We start from the raw sequence: 23,069 nt of genomic DNA, 5'->3' as shown, positions 1-23,069 counted from the left end.
ACCCGGCCGGAACCGGCGGCCTGATTCGGTCACGGCGGCCGGGTTCGGTCACGGCGGCCGGGTTCGGTCCGGGGCCAGGCCCGACTCGGCGGCCGGGCTCGGCCCGGAGCCAGGCTCGGTCCCGGCAACAGCGTCGGGTCCCGGCCGCGTTCCTTCGTACCGCCTCTCGTCGTACCGACCTCCGTCGTGCCCACCCCGTCCCCCGAGGAGCGCCCGCATGTCCCCCAAGGCGTCTGTACGGCTGCCCCTGTCGGCGGCCCAGCGCGACATCTGGCTGGCCCACGCGCTGGACCCCTCCGGCCGCCGCTACAACGTCGGCGAGTACCGGGAGATGCGGGGGCCGGTCGATCCGGAGCTGGTCAGGGCCGCCTTCCGGCAACTGGTCGTGGAGACCGACGCCCTGCGGATCCGGGGCATCGGCGCCGACGAGGACGGCCCCTGGCAGGAGCTGCACGCCGAGCCCGGCGACCAGGAACTGACGCAGGTGGACGTGAGGGGCGCCGACGATCCGGCCGCCGCCGCGCGGGCCTGGATGGAGGCCGAACTGGCCCGGCCCTTCGATCTGGCCTCGGACTGGCTGACCCGCCACGCGCTGGTGAAGGCCGGTGAGGAGCTGTGGTTCTACTTCCACGGCTTCCACCATCTGGTGATCGACGGAGCGGGTCTCGCCCTGCTCGACGCCCGGCTGGTCGAGCTGTACGCACAGGCCGAGGCCGGGGAGCCGTGGGGCCCGAGCCCCTTCGGTTCGCTCGCCGAGCTGCTGGCCGAGGACACCGCCTACCGGGCGTCCGAGGACGCCGTGGCGGACCGGGCGTACTGGCGGGAGCGACTGGCCGGCATGGCGCCGTCCCCGCGGATCGGCGGCGGCCGCTCCGAGCCCGTCCCCGAGGGGTCCCTGCCGTTCGTCCGGCGGACGGTGACGCTGCCCGCTCCGTACGCCCAGCGGCTCCGGGAGACCGCCCGCGCCCACCGGGCGCCGTGGACGATGATGGTGATCGCGCTGGTCGCCGCGTATGTGCGACGGGCCTCGGGGAGCGGCGAGGACGAGTTGACGCTCGCCCTGCCGGTGACCGCCCGGACCACCGAACCGGCCCGGCGCACCCCGGGTATGGCGTCCAACATCATCCCGCTGCGGCTGCCCGTGCCGGCCACGGCGACGCTGGCCGATCTGCTGAAGTCCGTCGTGAGCGAGACCCGGCAGGGCCTGCGCCGGCAGCGGACCCGGTTCGAGGAGATGGGCGGCGCAGCGGAGCCCGGCCGGTCGGCCGCCACGCCCGCGCGCACCGAAGGGGTCGGCATGACGGGCAGGCCTTCCGCCTCCCCGCAGGTGAACATCATGGCGTTCGCGCCCGGCATGCGGTTCTTCGGTGTGCCCACCACCCAGCACAATCTGGGGAACGGGCCGGTGGAGGACCTGGCGGTGGCGGTCTACGACCTGGGCCCCGAGGACGGGCTGCGGATCGACTTCGACGCGTCGCCGGAGACCTGCGACACGGCCACGGTGGCCGCGCACCAGGACCGCTTCGTCCGCTTCGTCGGCACCGTACTGGCCACCCCGGAACGCCCCCTGGCCGAGGTGGAGTTGCTGGACCTGGACGAGTCCCGGCAGGTGCTGGGCGAGTGGGCGGGGGTACGGGACTTCGAGGCGGATGACAGGCCGCTAACCGAGCGGTTCGAGGAACAGGCCCGGTCACGCCCGGGCGCCACGGCGGTGATCTTCGGCGAGGACCGGCTCTCCTACGCTCAGCTCGACGCTGGCGCCAACCGGCTGGCCCACCACCTGCGTACGACCACCGGCCTCGGCCGCGGAGACCTGGCCGGCATCCTCCTGGACCGCTCCCCCGACTTGGCCGTCGCCATCCTCGCCGTGCTGAAGACCGGCGCCGCATACGCCCTGCTCGACCCCGAGTTCCCCGACGAACGCCTCACCGGCACCGCCACCGACGCCGGCCTCACCACCCTCGTGACGACCGCCGGGTACGCCGAGCGGGTGTCGGGGCGGTGGTCGACCGTACGCACCGACGCGGAGGGGGTGGAGATCGCCGCGAGGCCCGCGTCGGGGCTCGGGGTGACGCTGACGGTGGACGACCCGGCGTGCGTGATGTTCACGTCCGGATCGACCGGGCGCCCCAAGGGGATCCTCTCCACCCACCGCAATCTCACCTCCACCCTCACCCACCAGACCCACTGCGCCTTCGGCCCCGACGAAGTCTTCCTCCAGTGCTCCCCCGTCTCCTGGGACGCCTTCTCCCTCGAATTCTGGGGCGCCCTCCTCCACGGCGGAACCACCGTCCTCCACCCCGGACAACGACCCGAACCCGCCCTCATCGCCGACCTCGCCCCCCGCCACCGCGTCACGATGCTCCAGCTCTCCTCCAGCCTCTTCAACTACCTCACCGACGAACACCCCGACACCTTCACCACCACCCACACCGTCCACACCGGCGGCGAACCCGCCTCCCCGACGCACATCCGGGCCCTCCAGGACGCCTGGCCGCACATCACCGTGGTCAATGGCTACGGTCCGGCCGAGTCCATGGGGTTCACGACCACCCACACCGTCCCCCGAAGCGGGGGCGAGGTGCCGCCGACCGTCTCCATCGGGCGTCCGCTGGTCAACAAGCAGGCCTACGTCCTCGACGACCACCTCCGACCCGTGCCCCCCGGCACCACCGGCGAGCTCTACCTCGCCGGACACGGCATCGCCCACGGCTACCTCGCCCAACCCACCACCACCGCCACCCGCTTCATCCCCCACCCCTACGGACCCCCCGGCACCCGCCTCTACCGCACCGGCGACCACGCCCACTGGGACACCCACGGCAACCTCCACTACACCGGCCGCACCGACACACAGATCAAGATCCGCGGCTTCCGCATCGAACCCACCGAGATCGAGACCCTCCTCACCACCCACCCCCACCTCACCCAAGCCACCGTGACGTACGGGGAAGGGCGGCTGACCGCGTACGTGACGGCCGGGCCGGACGGGCTCGTGCCGGAGCCGGCCGCCGTCCGGGCGTGGCTGCGGGAGCGGCTGCCCGACCACATGGTCCCGGCGTTCGTCGTACCGCTCGACCGCCTCCCCCTCACCCCCAACGGCAAGATCGACAAGCGGGCGTTGCCGGAGCCCACCGCTCCGGACGCGTCGGATCGGGGGCGGCCGCCGCGCACCCCGTTGGAGGAGATCGTCTGCGCCGAGTTCGCCGAGGTCCTGGGCCTGGCCGGGGCTCCGTCGGCGGACGCCGACTTCTTCGAGCTCGGCGGGCATTCGCTGCTCGCCGCCCGGCTGGCGAACCGGCTCGCCTCGGCCCTGGACGCCCGGCTGGGTCTGCGTGAGGTCTTCGGCCACTCCACCCCGGCCCGGCTGGCCGCGCACCTCGCCGACCGGACCGGGAAGCGCGCCGCGCTGCCGCCGCGAACCGCCCCGGGCCGGCGGCCGGAGCGGCTGCCGCTCTCCTTCGCGCAGCAGCGTTTGTGGCTGGTGAACGGGCTGGAGGCGGGCGGTACGGCGTACAACGTGCCGATGGCGGTCCGGCTCGACGGGCCGCTGGACGTGACCGCGCTGCGCGCCGCGTTCCGCGACCTGGCGGAGCGTCACGAACCGCTGCGGACCCGGATCGCCGTCACGGACGGCGAGCCCCACCAGGTGGTGGATCCGGCCGGAGACGTGTCGTTCACGGTCCGCGAGGTCGCCCCGGAGGAGGTGGACGCGGCGGTGCGGGCGGCGGCCGGGCACGTCTTCGACCTGGCGGCCGAGGCGCCGCTGCGGGTGACCGTACTGCGTACCGGACCCGCGTCGGCCGTCCTGCTGGTGCTGCTCCACCACATCGCCACGGACGGGCAGTCCTTGAGCCCGCTGTTCGCGGACCTGTCCGAGGCCTATGCGGCCCAGCGGTCCGGCCGGCAGCCGGACTGGCCGCCGCTGCCGCTCGCGTACGCCGACCACGCGCTGTGGGAGCGGTCCGCGTCCGCAGGACCCGTGCTGGACGAGCAACTGGCGTACTGGCGTGAGGCCCTGGCCGGGCTGCCGGAGGAGCTGGGGCTGGTCCACGACCGGCCACGGCCTCCGGTGGCCGGGCAGCGCGGCGGGGCCGTGGAGGTCGACTTCGGTCCCGAACTGGGCCGTCAGGTGTCGGAGTTGGCCCGGAGGGAGCGGTGCACGCCGTTCATGGTCGTGCAGGCGGCGCTCGCGGCCACGCTGACCCGGCTCGGCGCGGGCACCGACATCCCGCTCGGGTCGCCCGTGGCGGGGCGTTCGGAGGAGCATCTGACCGGTCTTGTGGGGTTCTTCGTGAACACGCTGGTGCTGCGTACGGACACCTCGGGCGATCCGGAGTTCCGGGAGCTGCTGCGCCGCGTGCGGACGACGGACCTCGACGCGTTCGCGCACCAGGACGTGCCCTTCGATCTCGTCCTGGAGGCCGTCAACCCGGTGCGTTCGCTGGCCCGGCATCCGCTGTTCCAGGTGTGCCTTGCGGTGGAGCGCGGCCCGGCGCCGGCCCCGGACTTCCCGGGGGTGCGGGCGGGCGCGGCCGAGCCGGTGGTGACCGGCGCGGTCAAGTTCGACCTGGAGTTCCTGCTGCGCACCGGTGCGGCGGACGGCGGCCCCGGCGCGGACGGTCTGGCGGGCACGGTGCTCTTCAGCGCGGACGTCTTCGAGCGGGCGACGGTCGAGCGGATGGTCGGCGTGCTGCACCGCGTCCTGGAGCAGGCCGTGTCGGCTCCTCGCCTCCGGGTGTCCGAGCTGGAGCCGATGGCGGACCGTGAACTGCTCCAGGTGCTGGGCGAGTGGGCGGGGATACGGGACGTCGAGGCGGACGACAGGCCGCTGACCGAGCGCTTCGAGGAACAGGCCCGGTCACGCCCGGACGCGACCGCGGTGATCTTCGGCGAGGACCGGCTTTCTTACGGTCAGCTCGACGCCCGCGCCAACCGGCTGGCCCACCACCTGCGTACGACCACCGGCCTGGGCCGCGGAGACCTGGCCGGCATCCTCCTCGACCGCTCCCCCGACCTGGCCGTCGCCATCCTCGCCGTGCTGAAGACCGGCGCCGCATACGCCCTGCTCGACCCCGAGTTCCCCGACGAACGCCTCACCGGCACCGCCACCGACGCCGGCCTCACCACCCTCGTGACGACGGGCGGGCAGAACGGACGGCTGGCCGGTCCGTGGGCGGCGGTCGCGCTGGACGAGACGGATATGTCCGGGCAGCCGCGGACCGGTCTGCCGGTGCGGCCCGGACCGCAGGACCCGGCGTGCGTGATGTTCACGTCCGGATCGACCGGGCGCCCCAAGGGGATCCTCTCCACGCACCGCAACCTCACCTCCACCCTCACCCACCAGACCCACTGCGCCTTCGGCCCCGACGAAGTCTTCCTCCAGTGCTCCCCCGTCTCCTGGGACGCCTTCTCCCTCGAATTCTGGGGCGCCCTCCTCCACGGCGGAACCACCGTCCTCCAACCCGGACAACGACCCGAACCCGCCCTCATCGCCGACCTCGCCCCCCGCCACCGCGTCACGATGCTCCAACTCTCCTCCAGCCTCTTCAACTACCTCACCGACGAACACCCCGACACCTTCACCACCACCCACACCGTCCACACCGGCGGCGAACCCGCCTCCCCGACGCACACGCGACGGCTGCACGAGCGCTTCCCCGAACTGCGGATCGTCAACGGCTACGGTCCGGCCGAATCGATGGGCTTCACGACCACGTACACCCTGGACCCGGCCCCGGCGGCTCCCGCGCTGCCCTCGGTGCCCATCGGGCGTCCGCTGGTCAACAAGCAGGCCTACGTCCTCGACAACCACCTCCGACCCGTACCCCCCGGCACCACCGGCGAGCTCTACCTCGCCGGACACGGCATCGCCCACGGCTACCTCGCCCAACCCACCACCACCGCCACCCGCTTCATCCCCCACCCCTACGGACCCCCCGGCACCCGCCTCTACCGCACCGGCGACCACGCCCACTGGGACACCCACGGCAACCTCCACTACACAGGCCGCACCGACACACAGATCAAAATCCGCGGCTTCCGCATCGAACCCACCGAAATCGAAACCCTCCTCACCACCCACCCCCACCTCACCCAAGCCACCGTGACCACCCGACCGGACCGCCACGGCACCGCGCAGCTGATCGCCTACGTCGTCGCCTCCGACCCGGCGACCGGGCAGCCGTCGTCGGCGGAGGTACGGCTGTGGCTGCGGGAACGGCTGCCCGACCACATGGTCCCGGCCTTCGTCGTACCGCTCGACCGCCTCCCCCTCACCCCCAACGGCAAGATCGACAAACGCGCCCTGCCCGCACCGCACGCCGGCGCCGGTGCCGGCGGGGAGGGGCGGGAACCGAGTACGGCGCTGGAGCGGACCCTGTGCACGGCGTTCGCCGAGGCGCTCGGCACGTCCGCGCCCGTCTCCCTCGACGACGACTTCTTCGACCTCGGCGGGCACTCGCTGCTCGCCGCCCGGCTCACCAACCGCCTGGGCTCCGCGCTCGACCTGCGCCTCACCCTCCGCGACGTGTTCCAGAACCCCACGCCCGCCCGGCTGGCCGCGTACCTCGATGACCGGTCCGCGCGGGCGGCGACGACCACCCCGAAGCCGCGCCGCGCCAGGCCCGCCCTGCGCCGCCGCACCGACCAGGAACGGATCACCTCATGACCGACCGGACCGCGCCCCTCCCCCACGCCGACGACATCGTCTGGGACCTGCCCGGCGAGGCCCCGCAGCGGACCGCGCTGCTCGTGCTGCCGCACGCGGGCGGCAACGCCCACGCCTACGCCGAGTGGCGGGCCCATCTGCCGCAGGACGTACGGCTCTTGATCGGACAGTACCCGGGCCGGGGCGCCCGCTTCGCCGAGGACCTGCCCCGGACCATCGCCGACCTGGCCGGCCCGGTGGCGGCGGCGCTCCCCGCCGACCTGGGCGAGGATCTGGTGGTCCTCGGGCACAGCATGGGCTCGCTCGTCGCCTTCGAGGTGGCCCGGCTGCTCACCGCCGCCGGCCGGGCGCCGCGCGCCCTGGTGGCCTCGGCCTGCCGGGCGCCGTTCCTGGAGAACCCCAGCGCCGTGTACCCCGAGCGGCTCGACGACGACCAGCTCGTCGCCGCGATCAAGGAGCGGGGCGGGACGGACGACGGCATCCTCGACGAGCCCGAGCTGCGCGAGATCATCATCCCGTCCATCCGAGCCGACTTCGCCATCGACGACGTGTACCGCTGCCCCGTCGAGGACGCCCGGGTCTCCTGCCCGGTCACCGTGATCGGCGGGGACGCCGATCCGGTGGTGCCGGTGGCGGCGCTCGACCGGTGGGCCGAGATCACCGAGGCCGGCTTCGCCGCGCACGTCCTGCCCGGCGGCCACTTCTACTTCCAGCAGCAGCTCCCGGGCTTCTTCGCCCTGCTCGGCGGTGTCCTGGACGGTGGCGAACGGACCGCCGCGAGCGCCCCGCCCGTCGCGGCGGCGCTCGCGACCACCGCCGTGTGACGCCGTTTCCGCCTCCGCCGCGCCGCCCGACCGGGGCCCGTTCCCGGGCCCGGCCCGTACTCCCTCCGTACCCGCTTCCGCGCCCGTCCCGCACGCCGTCGGCGTCCCTTCCCGCCTCCGACCGGCTACCGACCGGCTTCCGCTCCGCCTCCGATCCGCTTCCGTGCTCTTCCCGCAGCAGAGGACTGTTCCGATGACGACTTACGCCGATGCCCCCGCCTCCACCGACCCGACCGTGATCCGCGAGCCCGGCAAGCCGGCCGTCCTGGTCACCCCCGGCCACTCGGACATCGCCGCCGCGGCGGCCTGGCTGACCGCCCACCGAGCCGCGATCCAGGCGGAGTTGCGGCGCTCCGGCGCGGTACTGCTGCGCGGCCTGCCGGTCACCGACGCGGCCACCTTCGCCACCGCTCGTGACGCGCTGATCGAACAGCGCGCCGGCTACAAGGAGAAGGCCACCCCGCGCACCGACTTCGGCGAGGGCGTCTTCTCGTCCACCGATCTGCCCGCCGCCCAGCCGATCCGGCTGCACAACGAGAACAGCTACACGCTGGACTTCCCCGGCGTCCTGCTGTTCGGCTGCGTGACCGCCCCCGAGGAGGGCGGGGCCACCACCGTCGGCGACATGCGCGAGGCCCTGCGGCTGCTGCCGGCGGAGCTGCGCGCCCGCTTCGAGCGGGCCGGCTGGCTGCTCGTACGCAACTACTCCGAACTGGCCGGGCTGCCCTGGTACAAGACCTTCGCCACCGAGGACAAGGCGGTCACCGAGGCGTACTGCGACGAGAACACCATCGGCTACGAGTGGCCGGACGACGACTCCCTCGTCACCCGGCAGCGCCGCTCGGCGATCGTCACGCACCCCGTGACCGGGGAGCGGGTGTGGTTCAACCACTTCGCCTTCTGGAACAGCCGCACCCTCGACCCGGACGTCCGCGACGTGCTCGTCGAGACGTACGGCGAGGACGGCCTGCCGTTCAACACCTACCTCGGCGACGGGACCCGGCTCACGGACGCCGAGGTCGACACCGTCAACGAGGTCTACGACCGGGTGACGCGCCGGGAGACCTGGCAGCGCGGCGACCTGATGCTCGTCGACAACATCCTGTGCGCCCACGGCCGCGAGGCGTTCAAGGGCGACCGGAAGATCCTCGTCGCCATGGGCGAGCCGGTCGCGCTCGCCGACTGCTCTCCCGCCACCCAGCCGTCCACCACCGTCTTCGGGAAGTGACCACCGCCATGACCGCCGTCCTGCCCGAGCGCGCCCGCACCCCCCTCGGCCCCGCCTTCCCCCCTGCCACCGCCGACACCGGCGCCGACAGCGCCGCCGTGCGGCCGGCTCCCGCCGACCTGCTGGACCGGCTGGCCGCCGTCCCCGGCGGCCGTGCCGCCGTGGTCGCGGCCGACCGCGAGCTGACCTTCGACGAGCTGCGCGCCGACGCCATGCGGATCGCGGGCCGGCTGGCCGCGCTCGGCGTCGGCCCCGAGAGCGTGGTGGCGCTCTGCCTGCCGCGCGGTGCGGGACTGGTGTCCGCGCTGATCGGTACGCTCACCGCGGGCGCCGCCTATCTCCCGGTCGACCCGAGGCTTCCCGCCGACCGGCGCCGCTATCTGGTCGAGGACTCCGGCGCCGACGCCGTCGTCACCCTGGGCGGCGGCCCGGACGGCACGCCGCAGTCGCCCGGCGTCCCGCACCTGGACCTGGCGGAGCTGCTCGCCGACGGCACCGCCTCCACCGCCACCTCGTCCGCCCCCGCGTACCGGCCGGCGCCGGTGACCGGGAACACCCTGGCGTACGTCATCTACACCTCCGGTTCGACCGGCCGCCCCAAGGGGGTCGAGATCGGCCGGGAGGCCGCCTCCCGGCTGCTCGCGGAGCTGGAGGACGCGGGCATCGCCGTGACCGAGGGCGGCAGGGTCGGCTGGAACGCCTCCCCCTCGTTCGACGCCTCCGTGCAGCAGTGGACCCGTGTCTGCCGCGGCGACACGCTGGTGATGATCGACGACGAGACGCGCGCCGACCCGGCGCTGCTCGCCGCGCTGGTGGCGGACGAGGCCCTCACCGACCTGGACCTCACCCCCTCGCACGCCGACCCGCTGCTGGAACTCCTCGGCGCCGGCGGGGACCCGGGCCCCGGCGCCGGCCCCCTGACGCTGCTGATCGGCGGGGAGGCGATCAGCCCGGCCCTGTGGTCGCGGATCTCGGCCCTCGCCGCGACCGGCGCGGTCCGCGCCGTCAACCTCTACGGACCCACCGAGTGCACCGTGGACGCCACCGCCGGCTGGATCGAGACCGCGGCCGGGGAGGCCGCGGCCCCGCACATCGGCGCCGTCCTGCCGGGTCTGCGGATGCGCGTCCTGGACGAGAAGCTCCAGCCGGTCGGCGAGGACGGTGTCGGCGAGCTGTACCTCGCGGGACCGCGCGTGGGGCGTGGATACCGCCGTCGCCCCGGTCTGACCGCCGAGCGGTTCACCGCCGACCTCGGCCCCGACGCCGAGCCGGGCGGGCGCATGTACCGCACCGGAGACCTGGTGCGGGTCCTTCCCGGCGGCCGGCTCGGCTACCTGGGCCGGGCGGACGGCCAGGTGAAGCTGCGCGGCTTCCGCATCGAACTCCCCGAGATCGAGGCGGCGGTGACCGCCCACGGGTCGATCGCCGAGGCCGCCGTCGTCCTGCGCGAGGACGTGCACGGCGCGCCCGGCCTCGTCGCCTACTACCGGGCCACCGGGCCCGTCACCGAGGCCGCCCTCAAGGAGCGGCTCGCCGCCTCCCTGCCCGCGTACATGGTGCCCGCCGTCCTCGTCCCCCTGGAGCGCTTCCCGACGACCGTCAACGGCAAGCTGGACCGGACGGCGCTGCCCGAACCGCCGCAGGCGGCCGCCCCGAGGCCCGCGGGGCCGGACTCCCCGACCGGCTCCGGATCCGGGCCCGCCGGGCCGGGAGCGACGTCGGCCGGCGACGGACTGTCCGCCTCCGAGGCGTTGATCGCCGGGGTGTGGACGGCCGTGCTCGGCGCCGAGGCCATCGGCCCCGAGGACAACTTCTTCAAGCTGGGCGGCCATTCGCTGCTCGCGATCAAGCTCGTGTCGCGGGTACGGGCCGAGCTGGGCGTGGCCCTGCCGGTGAAGGCCGTCTACGCCAACCCGCGGCTGCGGGACCTCGCCGCCCACATCGACGGGCTCGTCGCAGCCCACGACGCCTGAGGACATGACCGTGACCCCGTTGTCGTTCGCCCAGCGCCGCCTGTGGTTCCTCGGGCGGCTGGAAGGCCCATCCGCCACCTACAACGCCCCGGTGGTGCTGCACCTGGACGGGACGCCCGATCCGGCGGTGCTCGGCGCGGCCCTCGCCGATCTGGTCGAGCGGCACGAGGTGCTGCGCACCGTCCTGCCGGCCGGCCCGGACGCCGCGCCCCGGCAGGAGGTCCGGGGCGCGGGCGCGGTCCCGCCGCCCGAGGTCGTCCGGTGCCCGGCCGCCGAACGGGAGGCGCGGGTGGCGGCGTTCGTCCGCGAGCCGATCGACGTGACCCGCGAACTCCCCCTGCGGGTCGCCCTGTTCACCTCGGAGGGGCCGACCGAGGGGCCGGGCGCCGGACGTCCGGAGGCGCGGGGCGGAGACGGCTCCGTCCTGGTGCTGCTGATCCACCACATCGCCACGGACGGCTGGTCCGTACGCCCCCTGCTGCGTGACCTCGACACCGCCTACCGCGCCCGGCTCGCGGGCCGGGCGCCCGCGTGGGAGCCCCTGCCGGTCCGGTACGCCGACTACGCCCTGTGGCAGCGGGAACTCCTCGGTGACCCCGACGACCCCGAGAGCCTGGCGGCGGAGCAGCTGGACCACTGGAAGCGGCACCTCGACGGGGCCCCCGAAGTGGCGGCCCTGCCCGCGGACCGGCCTCGCCCGGCCGAGCCCTCCGGGCGCGGCGGCACGCTCACGGTCCGGGTCCCGGCCGGCACCCACCGGGCCCTCCTCGCCCTCGCCCGGCGGCACCGGGCGACCCTGCCGATGGCGGTACGGGCGGCGCTCGCGGTCGCCCTCTCGGCGGCCGGGACCGGGCAGGACCTGGTGATCGGCACCCCGGTCGCCGGGCGGCCCGAGGAGGACCTGTACGAACTCGTCGGGTTCTTCGTCAACACCCTGGCGCTGCGGACGGACCTCTCCGGCGATCCGAGCGCCGCCGCCCTGCTGGAGCGGGTCCGGGACGCCGACCTGGCCGCGTACGAGCACCAGGACCTGCCGTTCGAGCTGCTGGTGGAGCGGCTCGCGCCGGAGCGGTCCCTCGGCCATCACCCGCTCTTCCAGGTGATGCTGACCGTCGACGGCGCCGAGGGCGCCGGCCCGGTCCCGCTCGGGCCGCACCTCACCGGTCGGCCGGGCACCGCCGACCTGGGGGCCGCCAAGTTCGACCTCACCTTCTCCTGCGCCCAGGGCACGGCTCCGGACGGCTCCCCTGACGGGCTCGACCTCGCGCTGGGTTACGCCGTCGACCTGTTCGACGCGTCGACCGCGCGGCTTCTCCTGGACCTGTTCGTCCGGGCTCTGGAGGCCTTCGCCCGGGACGCCGACCGGCCGCTCGGCGCGCTGTCGCTGACCACCGCCGAGGAGCGGGCCGGGCTGGCGGCCCGGCACGAGGCCCTGGCCGTGGCGCGGTCGGCGACTGCGGCGGCGGCCGAGCGGCCCGGGACGCAGGCGGCGCGTCCGGGGCGCCGGGACGTGGGCGGCCCACGGGAGGAGATCCTGTGCGGGCTGTTCGCCGAGGTGCTGGGCCGCGCGCAGGCGGGGCCCGACGACAACTTCTTCCGGACGGGCGGGCACTCGATGCTCGCGGGCCGGCTGGTCAATCGGGTCCGGTCCGTCCTGGGGCTCGAACTGGGCATACGGGACCTGTTCCTGGCGCCCACCCCGGCCGCCCTGCACCGCCGGCTCACGGAGGCGGCCCGCTCCAGGAGCGCCTCCACCGACGGAACCGAAGACGGGACCGGGGCCGGGGTCGCCGCCAGGTCCGCGCCGCGTCCGGTGCCGGAGGGTGAGTGTCCGGCCCGGCTGCCGCTGTCGGCGGCGCAGCGGGCGCTCTGGCTCCTGGCCCGTATCGAAGGCCCCTCGGCCACCTACAACGCCCCCGTCGTGCTGCGCCTGGACGGGGAGCCCGACGCCGGGGCGCTGGGCGCGGCGCTCGCCGACCTGATCGCGCGGCACCCGGTGCTGCGCACCGCCTACCCCCACGTGGACGGCGAGCCGTACCAGCTCGTCAGGGAGGACTTCTCCCTCGGCCTGGAGACCGTGCGGTGCGCCGACGCGGCCGCACTCGACGCCGCCGTCACCGGGTTCGGGCGTACGCCGCTCGACGTGACCGACGGGGTGCCGCTGCGGGCCCGGCTGTTCACCACCGGCCCGGGGAGCGCGGACGGAGCCGGCGGCGCCTGCGCGCTGGTCCTGCTCGTCCACCACATCGCCGTGGACGGCTGGTCCCTGGAACCGCTCCTGCACGACCTGGACGTGGCCTACACCGCCCGCCTGGGCGGCCGCGGACCCGGGTGGGAGCCGCTGCCCCTCACCTACGCGGACTACGCGCTGTGGCAGCGCGACCTCCTCTCCGACCCGGAAGGCCTGCTGGGCCACTGGCGGGCCGCGCTGGCCGGACTGCCTGAGCGGACCGCGCTGCCGTACGACCGGCCCCGGCCCGCCGAGCCCGGCGGCCGCGGCGGGACCGTCGGCGCCCGGCTCGAACCCGGGACGTGGAGCGGGCTGACCGCGCTCGCCCGGGACCGGGGGGCCAGCCTCTTCATGGTGGCGCGGGCCGCCCTCGCCGCCGCGCTCGCCGCGACAGGTGCGGGAGAGGACCTGGCGATCGGCACCCCGGTCGCCGGCCGCTCGGACGAGGCGCTGCACGACCTGGTCGGCTGCTTCGTCAACTCCCTGGTGCTGCGCGCCGACACGTCCGGTGATCCGACGGCGGCGGCCCTGGTGGACCGGGTACGGGACGTCGACCTGGCCGCCTTCGACCACCAGGACCTGCCGTTCGACGTCCTGGTGGAGCGGCTGACCGGCGCGTCCGGACGGGCCCTCGGCGAACACCCCTTCTTCCAGGTCATGCTGACGGTCGCCTCCCCCGGTGCAGGCGACGACGTGGCCCGGCTCGGCCCGCTCACCGCCCGGGCCGGCACCGTCGACCTGGGGGCGGCCAAGTTCGACCTCAGCGTCCACTGCGCCCCGGAGCCCGACGGCGGCCTGCGGCTGCTCCTCGGGTACGCCGAGGACGTCTTCGAACAGGACACGGCCCGACTGCTCCTGGACGTGTACGCCCGTACGCTCACCGCCTTCGCCACCGACCCCGCCCGGCCCCTGAGCACGCTCGGCCTCCTCACCGGGGCCGAGGCGGCCGGACTCGCCGTCCGCCGGGAGCGGCTCGCCAAGGCGGCACGGGTCGCCGCCGAGGCCGCGGCCGCACGAGCGGCCTCGCGGGAGCGGGCCGACGGCCACGGCGCCGGGAGCCGGCATCCCCGGGTGGAGCTGCTGTGCGGCCTGTTCGCGGAGATCCTCGGCCGGGTCGAGGTGCGCGCCGACGACAACTTCTTCCGTACCGGCGGCCATTCGATGCTCGCGAGCAAGCTGGTCAACCGGGCCCGGGAGGTGCTGGGCGTGCGGATCGGCATCCGGGACCTGTTCCTCGCCCCGACCCCCGAGGCGCTGCACCACCGCCTTCCCGCGGGCCACCCGGGTGCCGACGCTCCCGAGGCCGGCATGGAAGGCGGCGATGACCGGCCGCCGCTCCGCCCGGCGGCCGACCGTCCGGAGCGGATCCCGCTGTCGTACGCCCAGCGCCGCCTGTGGTTCACCGACCAGCTGGAGGGGCCCTCCGCGACCTACAACATCGCCCTGGTCCGGCGGGTCGACCGGCCGCTCGATCCGGCCGCCCTCGCCGCCGCGCTCGCCGATGTCGCCGAGCGGCACGAGGTCCTGCGCACGGTGTACCGGGCCGAGGGCGGGGAGCCCTTCCAGGTGGTCCTCGACGGGGCCCGCCCGCCGCTCGAGCTCGGCTTCCCCGCCGACCCGGCGGCGGCCGTGGACGCGGCGGCCGGTCATGTCTTCGACTTGGCGCACGACCTGCCGTTCCGCGCCTGGCTGTTCCTGCCGTCCGACGGCTCCGGCCGGCAGACCCTCGTCCTGCTGCTCCACCACATCGCCGCCGACGGCTGGTCGACGCGGCGCCTCCTCGCCGACCTCGGCACGGCCTACACGGCGCGGGCCTCCGGTGCGGCCCCCTCCTGGGCCTCGCTGCCCGTCCAGTACGCCGACTTCACCCTCTGGCAGCGGGACCTGCTCGTCTCCGGCCCGGAGGCCCGGCTGGGCTTCTGGGAGCGCGCCCTGGCCGGGCTCCCGCCGCTGATCGACCTGCCCACCGACCGGCACCGGCCCCCGGTGCCCTCCGGGCGGGGCGCGGTCACCGGCTTCACCGTCCCGGCGTCCGTGCGCGGCGGCCTGGAACGGATCGCCCGGGACACCGGCAGCACCCTCTTCATGGTGGTCCACGCGGCGCTCGCGGCCGTCCTCGCCCGCTGCGGGGCCGGTCCCGACGTGGCGGTGGGCACGGTGGTCGCGGGCCGGGACGACCAGGCGCTCGACGAGCTAGTCGGGTTCTTCGTCAACACCCTGGTCCTGCGCACCGACACATCCGGCGACCCCTGCTTCGCGGATCTGCTCGTACGGGTCCGGGAGGCCGACCTGGCGGCGTACGCGCACCAGGAGGTGCCCTTCGACCTGGTCGTCGAACACCTCAACCCGCACCGGTCGTCGGCGCACCACCCGCTGGTGCAGGTGATGCTCCGGGTCGACCAGGACGCGGACCCGGCTGGTGCGAGCGGGGCGGGCCCGGCGGGTGCCCCGGGCGGTCCGCTCGCCGGCGAGGCGCTGCCGTTCGGGGCGCACACCGCCAAGGCGGATCTGACCTTCGCCCTGACCGGCAGCGCGGACCACGGAGGTCTGGACGGAGTACTGGAGTACGCCACCGACCTGTACGGCGCGGCCGGCGCGGAGCGGCTGGCGGGTCTCCTCCAGCACGCGCTGGCGCTCTTCGCGGCGGACCCGGCGGCCCGCCTCGGCGTCCTCCCGGAGGGGCCCGGGCGGCCGGGCCGTGGACCGTACGCCACCGTGGCGGGCTACCGCGTCGACCTGGGGCACGTACGGCAGGTCCTCGAAGGCCTGCCCGGCGTCACGGACGCCGAGGTGTCCCTCGCGGAGGGCAGGCTGGTGGCCCGGGTGACGGGCTCGGTCACGGAGGCCGAGGCGCAGTCGTGGGCGGCGGACCGGCTGCCGGAGTACGCGGTGCCGGTGGTGACCGCCACCGGGCAGGAACCGCCGGCGCCGCCGACGCCGGGGGGTCCGCTGCCCCGGCTGGTGGAGCTGTTCAGCGAGGTCCTCGACGGCAAGGAGATGTCCGCGGACGCGAACTTCTTCCGCTCGGGCGGGCACTCCCTGCTCGCGGTGCGCCTACTGAACCGGGTCCGCGCGGAGCTGGGCCGCGAACTGACGCTCCGGGACGTCTTCCGCCATCCCACCCCCGTCGCCCTGGCCGCCCTGCTCGCGGCCGCCCCCGGCCCTCCGTCGGTCCCCGCCCTGCGCCGCCGCACCCGCGCGGGCACGCGCGTACCGCAGCGCTGACGGGACCTTCAGCGGCCGGTGGCGACCCCCGTCGGCCGGACGCCGACGCGGCGAGCGTGGGTGCCGGTCATCGCGACCACGGGGAATTGCCAGACACCCCCCTAGAGCCCGCCCGTCCTCGGGCGGGCTCTCGGCGTGCCCGTACGCGTGCCGTCCCGACGCCGGCTCCTCGCACGGCACGCGGAGGGATGCCCTTCGGTGCACGGAGCGGACGCGCACCCGTCGGGTCGTCCGGAGTCCCGCCCGCCGTGCCCCGGGGGGGCAGTTCCGGGCGGCAGTGGAGGGGGCGGGAGCTGCCGCGGGGACTGCCCGCCGCGGGGTGGTCGCGCTCGTAGCGTGGTGGGCGGAGTCGGGAGGAGGTCCCGATCCCGGACCCCTCTCACCCCTCACCTGGAGGCCACGCGATGCCCTCGACCGCTCCCCCCGCCTCTGCCGCCTCCGGGTCCGGCCCCCTGGACCGGTTCGACGCGCAGGTCGCCGCCGGTCCCGAGCGGGTCGCGCTGGTGCACGGTGAGCGCCGGATGACGTACGGGCAGCTGGCCCTGGCCGTGGCCCTGCGCGCGGACCGGGCGCAGGGTCCGGCGGAGGCCGAGGGCGGGGCCGAGACCGGCATCGGTCGGGCCGTCGCGCTCCTGGCGGCGCTCCGTTCGGTCCGCGACGAGGCCGCCGAGGCGCCGGAGCTGCGGGAGTTGCTGCCGGCCCTGTCCGCCGGTGCGGCCGTGGACCTCGGTGCGGTCGGGCCGGCGGCCGGGGACCGCGTACCCCTGTCGTTCGCGCAGCGTCGGCTCTGGTTCCTCCACCGCCTGGAGGGTCCGGCCGCGACCTACAACCTGCCGCTGGTGGTCCGTCTGGACTCCGTCCCCGACCGGGACGCGCTGGCGGCGGCGCTAGGCGACGTGGTGGAACGCCACGAGGTGCTGCGCACGCTGTACCCGGCGGACGACGCCGGTGAGCCGCGCCAGCTCGTCCTCGACCGGCCGCGCCCGACGCTCACGGTGCGTGCCTGCCGGCCCGCCGACGTGTCCGCCGAGGTCGCCCGCTTCACCTCCGGCACCTTCGACCTGGCAGCCGAACTCCCGCTGCGAGCCGCCCTGTTCCTGCCGGACGGCGACGGCGCGGAGGACGGGGGCGGCGCCGTGCTGGTTCTGCTCGCGCACCACATCGCGACCGACGGCTGGTCGGTGGGCCCGCTGCTGCGGGACCTCGGCGTCGCCTACGACGCGCGCCTCGTCGGGCACGAGCCCGGCTGGGAGCCCCTGCCGGTGCAGTACGCCGACTACACCCTGTGGCAGCAGGAGCTGCTCGCCGACGACACGGAGCTCGCCGCCTACTGGCGGGGCGCCCTCGCCGGTGTGCCTCCCCTGCTCGACCTGCCCGCCGACCGGCCGCGGCCCGCCGCCCCGAGCGGCCGGGCCGGCACGCTCACCGCCGAGCTGGACGGCGAGACGCACGCGCGGCTGGCGGCCCGGGCCGCCGGCGCGGACGCCAGTCTGCTGATGGTGGCCCAGGCGGCCCTCGCCACCGCTCTGGACGCCTGCGGCGCCGGACCCGACGTGGCGATCGGCACCCCGGTGGCCGGGCGCTCCGACGAGGCCCTCGACGAGCTGGTCGGCTTCTTCGTGAACTCCCTTGTGCTGCGCACCGACGTCTCCGGGGAGGCGGGACCGGCCGAACTGGTGGCCCGGGCCCGGGAGGCCGCGCTGGGGGCGTACGCCCATCAGGAGTTGCCCTTCGACCGGCTGGTGGAGCTGCTCAACCCGCGCCGGGCGCCCGGCGCCAACCCGCTGTTCCAGGTGACCCTCGCCGTCCAGGAAGAGGCGGCGGGGGCGGACGCGCGGGCGGTGCGGATCGGGGACACCCTCGGCGGCCGGTACGAGGAGACCGGTCTGGACGCCGCCAAGTTCGACCTCGCCGTCACGGTCGTCGCCCGCCCCGGGCACGGCGGGCTTGAGCTGTGGTGGAGCTACGCCGAGGACCTGTTCGACGCCGCCACGGCCCGGCTGCTGCTCGACGCCTACGTCCGGGCGCTGGGCCGTTTCGCCGACGGCGGCGACGTGCCGGTGCGTTCCGTACCCCTGCTGTCGGCGGCCGAGCGGGAGTCGCTGGCCGCCCGCCCGTCGCGGACCACGGTCCTGGCGGGGCCGGACGGAGCGGAGGAGTCCGACGGGGGCCGGGGGCCCGGGGCCGCGCCGGGGGCCGTCGGGGAGACCACGGCCGATCCGGCCGTCGTGACCGCGCTGTGCGGGATCTTCGCCGAGATCACCGGCCGGGAGGAGGTCGGCCCGGACGCCAACTTCTTCGCCGTCGGCGGCCACTCGATGGCGGGCGTACGGCTGATGAACCGCGTGCGCGCCGTCCTCGGGGCGGACCTCCGGCTGCGGGACCTGTTCCTCGCGCCGACCCCCGCCCGGCTGGCCGTCCGCCTCGCCGCCGCGTCGGCCGGCGCACCGGACGCACCGGGTACGGCGGGTGCGGCGGTCGCGGCCGGGGGCCGTCCCCCGCTGGCCGCCGTGCCCCGCGCACAGCGGCCGGAGCGGCTGCCCCTCTCGTACGCACAGCGCCGGCTGTGGTTCGTCGACCAGCTGGAGGGACCCGGCCGTTCGTACAACATCCCGTTCGTGCTGCGGCCCGACCGGCCCCTGGACGCCGGAGTTCTGGCCCGGGCGCTCGCCGACACGGCCGAACGGCACGAGGTGCTGCGCACGGTGTATCCGGCGGTGGACGGTCAGCCGTACCAGGAGGTGCGGGAGAACGTCCGACCGGTGCTCGACGTCGTGACGACGGACGCCGGGGGGCTGGCGGCCGCCGTGGACGCGGCGGCGGGATACGTGTTCGACCTCGCCCGGGAGATTCCGTTCCGGGCCTGGCTGATCGAGACCACCCCGGAGCCGGGACACGCGGAAGGACGACGGACCGCAGCACCGGGGAACGCGTCCCGAGACGCCGGGGCGGGGAAAGCACAGCAGGACGCCGAGCCGGGGGCGCAGACCCTCGTGGTGCTCGTGCACCACATCGCCGCCGACGGCTGGTCGGCGCGGCCCCTGCTGGACGGTCTCGCCGCCGCGTACGCGGCCCGGCTCGGCGGCGCGGCCCCCGCCTGGGATCCGCTGCCGGTGCAGTACGCCGACTACACCCTGTGGGAGCAGCGGATGCTGGCCGGCCCCGAGGCGGCGGAGCAGACCGCGTTCTGGCGGGACCGGCTGGCCGGTGCGCCGCCCGTCCTGGAGCTGACGCCGGCCCGGACCCGCCCGGCGGAGGCCACGCACCGGGGCGGTGCCACGCCGGTCCCCGGCCTGGACGCGGAGGTCCACGCCCGGCTGGAGGCGCTGGCCCTGGAGCACGGCGCGACGATGCTGATGGTGGTGCAGGCGGCCCTCGCCGCCGTCCTGACCCGGCACGGCGCGGGCACCGATCTGCCGCTGGGCACGGTGGTCGCGGGCCGGGACGACCAGGCGCTCGACGAGCTGATCGGGTTCTTCGTCAACACGCTGGTGCTGCGGACCGACACCTCGGGTGATCCGTCCTTCACCGAGCTGCTGCGGCGGGTGCGGGAGACGGATCTGGCGGCCTTCGCCCACCAGCAGCTCCCCTTCGACCTGGTGGTGGAGGAGCTGAACCCGGTGCGCTCCACCGCCCACCACCCGCTGGTGCAGGTGATGGTGCAGGTGCATCCGGCCGAGCGGACCGCCCCGGCGGACTCGCCGCTGGCCGGCACGGCGCTGGGCGCCGCGTCGGGGCTCACCAAGTTCGACCTGACGCTGGCGCTGCGGGAGACCCGGGACACGGACGGAGACCCGGCCGGCCTGGCGGGGGTCCTGGAGTACGCCGCGGACCTCTTCGACGCGGCCACGGCGGCCCAGTTGGCGGCGCACGTGGCACGGCTGCTGCGGGTGGTGGCGGCAGAGCCGGGGACGCGGATCGGGGACGTACCGCTGCTGTCGGCGCGGGAGACGGACCGGCTGGCGGCCTACAACGCCACGGCGGTGCCCCGGGTGCAACCCGGTCTGGTGCACGAGCGGTTCGAGGAGCAGGCGCGCCGCACACCGCGGGCGATCGCGGTGCGGTACGAGGACGAGACGCTGACCTTCGCCGAGCTGAACGCCCGGGCGAACGCCCTGGCGCACCGGCTGATCGAGGCCGGGACGAGGCCGCACGGCGCGGTCGGGCTGCTCCTCGACCGCACCCCGCACCTGCTGGTGGCGGCGCTGGCGGCCCTGAAGTGCGGGGCGGCGTACGTCCCGCTGGACCCCCGGCTGCCGGAGACCCGCATCGCCATGATCATGGAGGACTCGGGGGCGCGGGTGCTCGTCACCCAGGAGATGTACGCCGACGGCGCTCCGGTGGCGGGGCAGCTGGCGGCGGGGGTACGAGTGCTGTCGGCGGACACGCCGGTGCCGGACCGCCGCCGCGGCGACCCGCGGGTGCCGGTGGGCGAGGACGCCCTGATGTACGTGATGTTCACGTCGGGGTCGACCGGCCGGCCGAAGGGCGTCGGGGTCACCCACCGCAATGTGGTGGAGCTGGTCACGGACCGCTGCTGGAACCACCGCAACCACCGTCGGATGCTGGTGCATTCGGCGATCGGGTTCGACGCCTCCACGTACGAGTTGTGGGTGCCGCTGCTGAACGGCGGCGAGCTGGTCTTCGCGCCCGGCTCGGGCACGGACCTCGCCGAGCTCGACCACGCGATCCGGGCCCACGGGGTGACCGCGGCCTATTTCACGATGGGGCTGTTCCACATCATGGCCGACGAGGGTCTCGACACCCTGAAGCTGCTTGACGAGGTGTGGACCGGTGGGGACGTGGCCTCCCCCGCCGCGTTGCAGCGGGTCCTGGACCACTGCCCGGACACGGTGCTGGTGCACAGCTACGGTCCGACGGAGACCACGTTCGCCTCGCACCACCAGCGGCTTGACCGCGACTGCCGCGTCCTGCCCGGCGTGTTCCTGGGGGCCGCGCTGGACAACACGCGGGTGCACGTCCTTGACGAGCGGCTGCGGCCCGTGCCGGTGGGGGTCGCCGGGGAGATGTACCTGGCGGGGGTGCAGGTGGCGCGCGGCTATCTGGGCCGGCCGGGGCTGACCGCGGAGCGGTTCGTGGCCGACCCGTTCGCCGCGGACGGCAGCCGGATGTACCGCACCGGTGACCTGGTGCACTGGACGGCCGACGGCGAACTGCGTTTCGTGGGGCGGGCGGACGGGCAGATCAAGCTGCGCGGGTTCCGGATCGAGCCCGGGGAGATCGAGGAGACGCTGGCCCGCCATCCGGGCGTGGGGCGCGTCGCCGTGGTCGTCCTCGACGACGGCCCGGGCGGCAAGCGCCTGGTGGCGTACGCGGTGCCGCGCGCCGGCCACTCCCTCACCGCGGAGGAGCTGCTGCGCTGGGCGGGCGGTGAGCTGCCCGAGCACATGGTGCCGGCGGCGGCGGTCCTGCTGGACGAGATCCCCCTGACCGTGAACGGCAAGCCGGACCGGAAGGCGCTGCCGGCGCCCGCACCGGCGGCGGCCCCGTCCGGGCGTCCGCCGCGCACCCCGCGCGAGGAGGTGCTGTGCGGACTCTTCGAGGACGTCCTCGGGATCCGCGGGGTCGGGATCGACGACAACTTCTTCACGCTGGGCGGGCATTCGCTGCTCGGGGTCCGGCTGGTGAGCCGGATGCGGACGGCGCTCGGCCTGGAGCTGGGCGTCCGGGACCTGTTCCGTACGCCGACGGTGGCCGGGCTGCTCGCCGACGAGCCCTCGGGCTTCGACCCGATGGGGGTGCTGCTGCCGCTCCAGCCGGGCGGCACCCGGCGGCCGCTGTTCGCGATCCATCCCGGTACCGGCGTGGGATGGTCGTACGTGGGTCTGGCCCGGCATCTCGGCCCGGACCAGCCGCTGTACGCGATCCAGGCGCGGGCACTCTCGGAGCTCGGGCACAGCCCGGAGTCCGTGGAGGCGATGGTCGAGGACTATCTGGCGCACATCCGGCGCGTCCAGCCGCACGGCCCGTACCGCTTCCTCGGCTGGTCGTTCGGCGGAACCGTCGCTCACGCGCTCGCGGTACGGCTGGCCGGACTCGGCGAGCGGACCGAGCTGCTGGCCATGATGGACGTCCACCTGCTGCCCACGGAGCCGGAGCGCCGGCGGATGACCCCCGCGCAGAAGCGGGAGATGCTGGTCGGCGACGCCGCCGACGAGCCCGCGGACGCCCCCTTCGACGTGGAGGGCCTGATCGGGCTCGTCCGCGAGACCGACCCCGTCCTGGGCGGATTCTCGGACGGCGAGATCCGCTCGGTGATCGGCGCCTCCATCGACCATGCAGAAATCATGAACCTTTATGCGCCGCGCCCGGTGACGACGGACATGCTTTTCTTCGCGGCGCAGGGAGAAGGCGCCCCCGAGAACATTCTTTCCGACTCCTGGATCCCTTATGTGGACGGGGTCGTGGAGAAGCACACCATTCCCGTCATCCACACGCGGATGGGCGAACCGGAACCCCTTGAAATGATCGGCCGTATCCTTTCCGAGAAAATGAGGAGTCTGTCATGACGAATCCCTTCGACGACACCGAGGGCAGCTTCCACGTGGTGGTCAACGCCGAGGGCCAGCATGCCCTGTGGCCGGTGTTCATCGAGGTTCCCGCAGGCTGGGACAGTGTGTGGGGGGCCGGCCCGAGGGACGAGGCGCTGGCGTACGTCGAGGCGAACTGGACCGACATCCGGCCCAAGAGCCTGCTCGCCCAGTACGCCTGACGGGAATATCGGAGTACCTGCACGACCGAGAGCCGCGGTCCGGATCATGTCCGGACCGCGGCTCGATGCTTTTCTCCGAGCTTTCCGCCCGCCCTCGGCAACCGGAGCTCTCCGGTCGCCGGCGGCTTAGGTTTCCGCCCTTTCTGCCGCCGCAACTTCCTCTTTCCCTCCTTGGCCGTTCCTATA

At 74.9% G+C, this 23,069-nt stretch carries 7 protein-coding genes; all 7 read left to right on the top strand.

Translation table 11 applies throughout. The features are described 5' to 3' along the window. Positions 1–217: 217 nt before the first annotated feature. Positions 218–6,670, top strand: a complete 6,453-nt coding sequence (locus ACZ6RC_RS18345; protein ID WP_469584185.1) for an amino acid adenylation domain-containing protein — start codon at positions 218–220, stop codon at positions 6,668–6,670. Further along, on the top strand, positions 6,667–7,494 hold the full coding sequence (locus ACZ6RC_RS18340; protein ID WP_469584182.1) for a thioesterase II family protein: 828 nt from the start codon (positions 6,667–6,669) through the stop codon (positions 7,492–7,494). Before ACZ6RC_RS18345 ends, ACZ6RC_RS18340 begins: the two co-directional genes overlap by 4 nt. A gap of 193 nt (positions 7,495–7,687) precedes the next feature. Next, positions 7,688–8,722, top strand: a complete 1,035-nt coding sequence (locus ACZ6RC_RS18335) for a TauD/TfdA family dioxygenase (protein ID WP_469584179.1) — start codon at positions 7,688–7,690, stop codon at positions 8,720–8,722. Next, complete coding sequence (locus ACZ6RC_RS18330) at positions 8,719–10,695, top strand: non-ribosomal peptide synthetase (protein ID WP_469584177.1); 1,977 nt, start codon at positions 8,719–8,721, stop codon at positions 10,693–10,695. The genes ACZ6RC_RS18335 and ACZ6RC_RS18330 overlap by 4 nt, the downstream gene beginning before the upstream one ends. 10 nt (positions 10,696–10,705) lie before the next feature. Continuing rightward, positions 10,706–16,150 carry a condensation domain-containing protein gene (locus ACZ6RC_RS18325; protein WP_469584174.1) on the top strand — a complete coding sequence of 1,815 codons (5,445 nt, stop codon included), beginning with the start codon at positions 10,706–10,708 and terminating at the stop codon, positions 16,148–16,150. 404 nt (positions 16,151–16,554) lie between these two features. Continuing rightward, entirely contained in the window at positions 16,555–22,680 is a 6,126-nt protein-coding gene (locus ACZ6RC_RS18320; RefSeq protein ID WP_469584171.1) for an amino acid adenylation domain-containing protein, read from the top strand. Continuing rightward, positions 22,677–22,883: an MbtH family protein gene (locus tag ACZ6RC_RS18315; protein WP_453616652.1), complete on the top strand. Its 207-nt coding sequence runs from the start codon at positions 22,677–22,679 to the stop codon at positions 22,881–22,883. The genes ACZ6RC_RS18320 and ACZ6RC_RS18315 overlap by 4 nt, the downstream gene beginning before the upstream one ends. The last annotated feature ends 186 nt before the right edge of the window (positions 22,884–23,069 follow it).

The organism is Streptomyces sp. NPDC048353 (assembly GCF_055587165.1).
The sequence above is the reverse complement of the archived record's forward strand: the minus strand, read 5'-3'. Positions and strand labels throughout refer to the sequence as shown.

What these genes read in the sequence shown, in the direction of transcription:
- ACZ6RC_RS18345 (WP_469584185.1), top strand. Translation starts at nt 218, where the DNA reads ATGTCCCCCAAGGCGTCTGTACGGCTGCCCCTGTCGGCGGCCCAGCGC.
- ACZ6RC_RS18340 (WP_469584182.1), top strand. Translation starts at nt 6,667, where the DNA reads ATGACCGACCGGACCGCGCCCCTCCCCCACGCCGACGACATCGTCTGG.
- ACZ6RC_RS18335 (WP_469584179.1), top strand. Translation starts at nt 7,688, where the DNA reads ATGACGACTTACGCCGATGCCCCCGCCTCCACCGACCCGACCGTGATC.
- ACZ6RC_RS18320 (WP_469584171.1), top strand. Translation starts at nt 16,555, where the DNA reads ATGCCCTCGACCGCTCCCCCCGCCTCTGCCGCCTCCGGGTCCGGCCCC.
- ACZ6RC_RS18315 (WP_453616652.1), top strand. Translation starts at nt 22,677, where the DNA reads ATGACGAATCCCTTCGACGACACCGAGGGCAGCTTCCACGTGGTGGTC.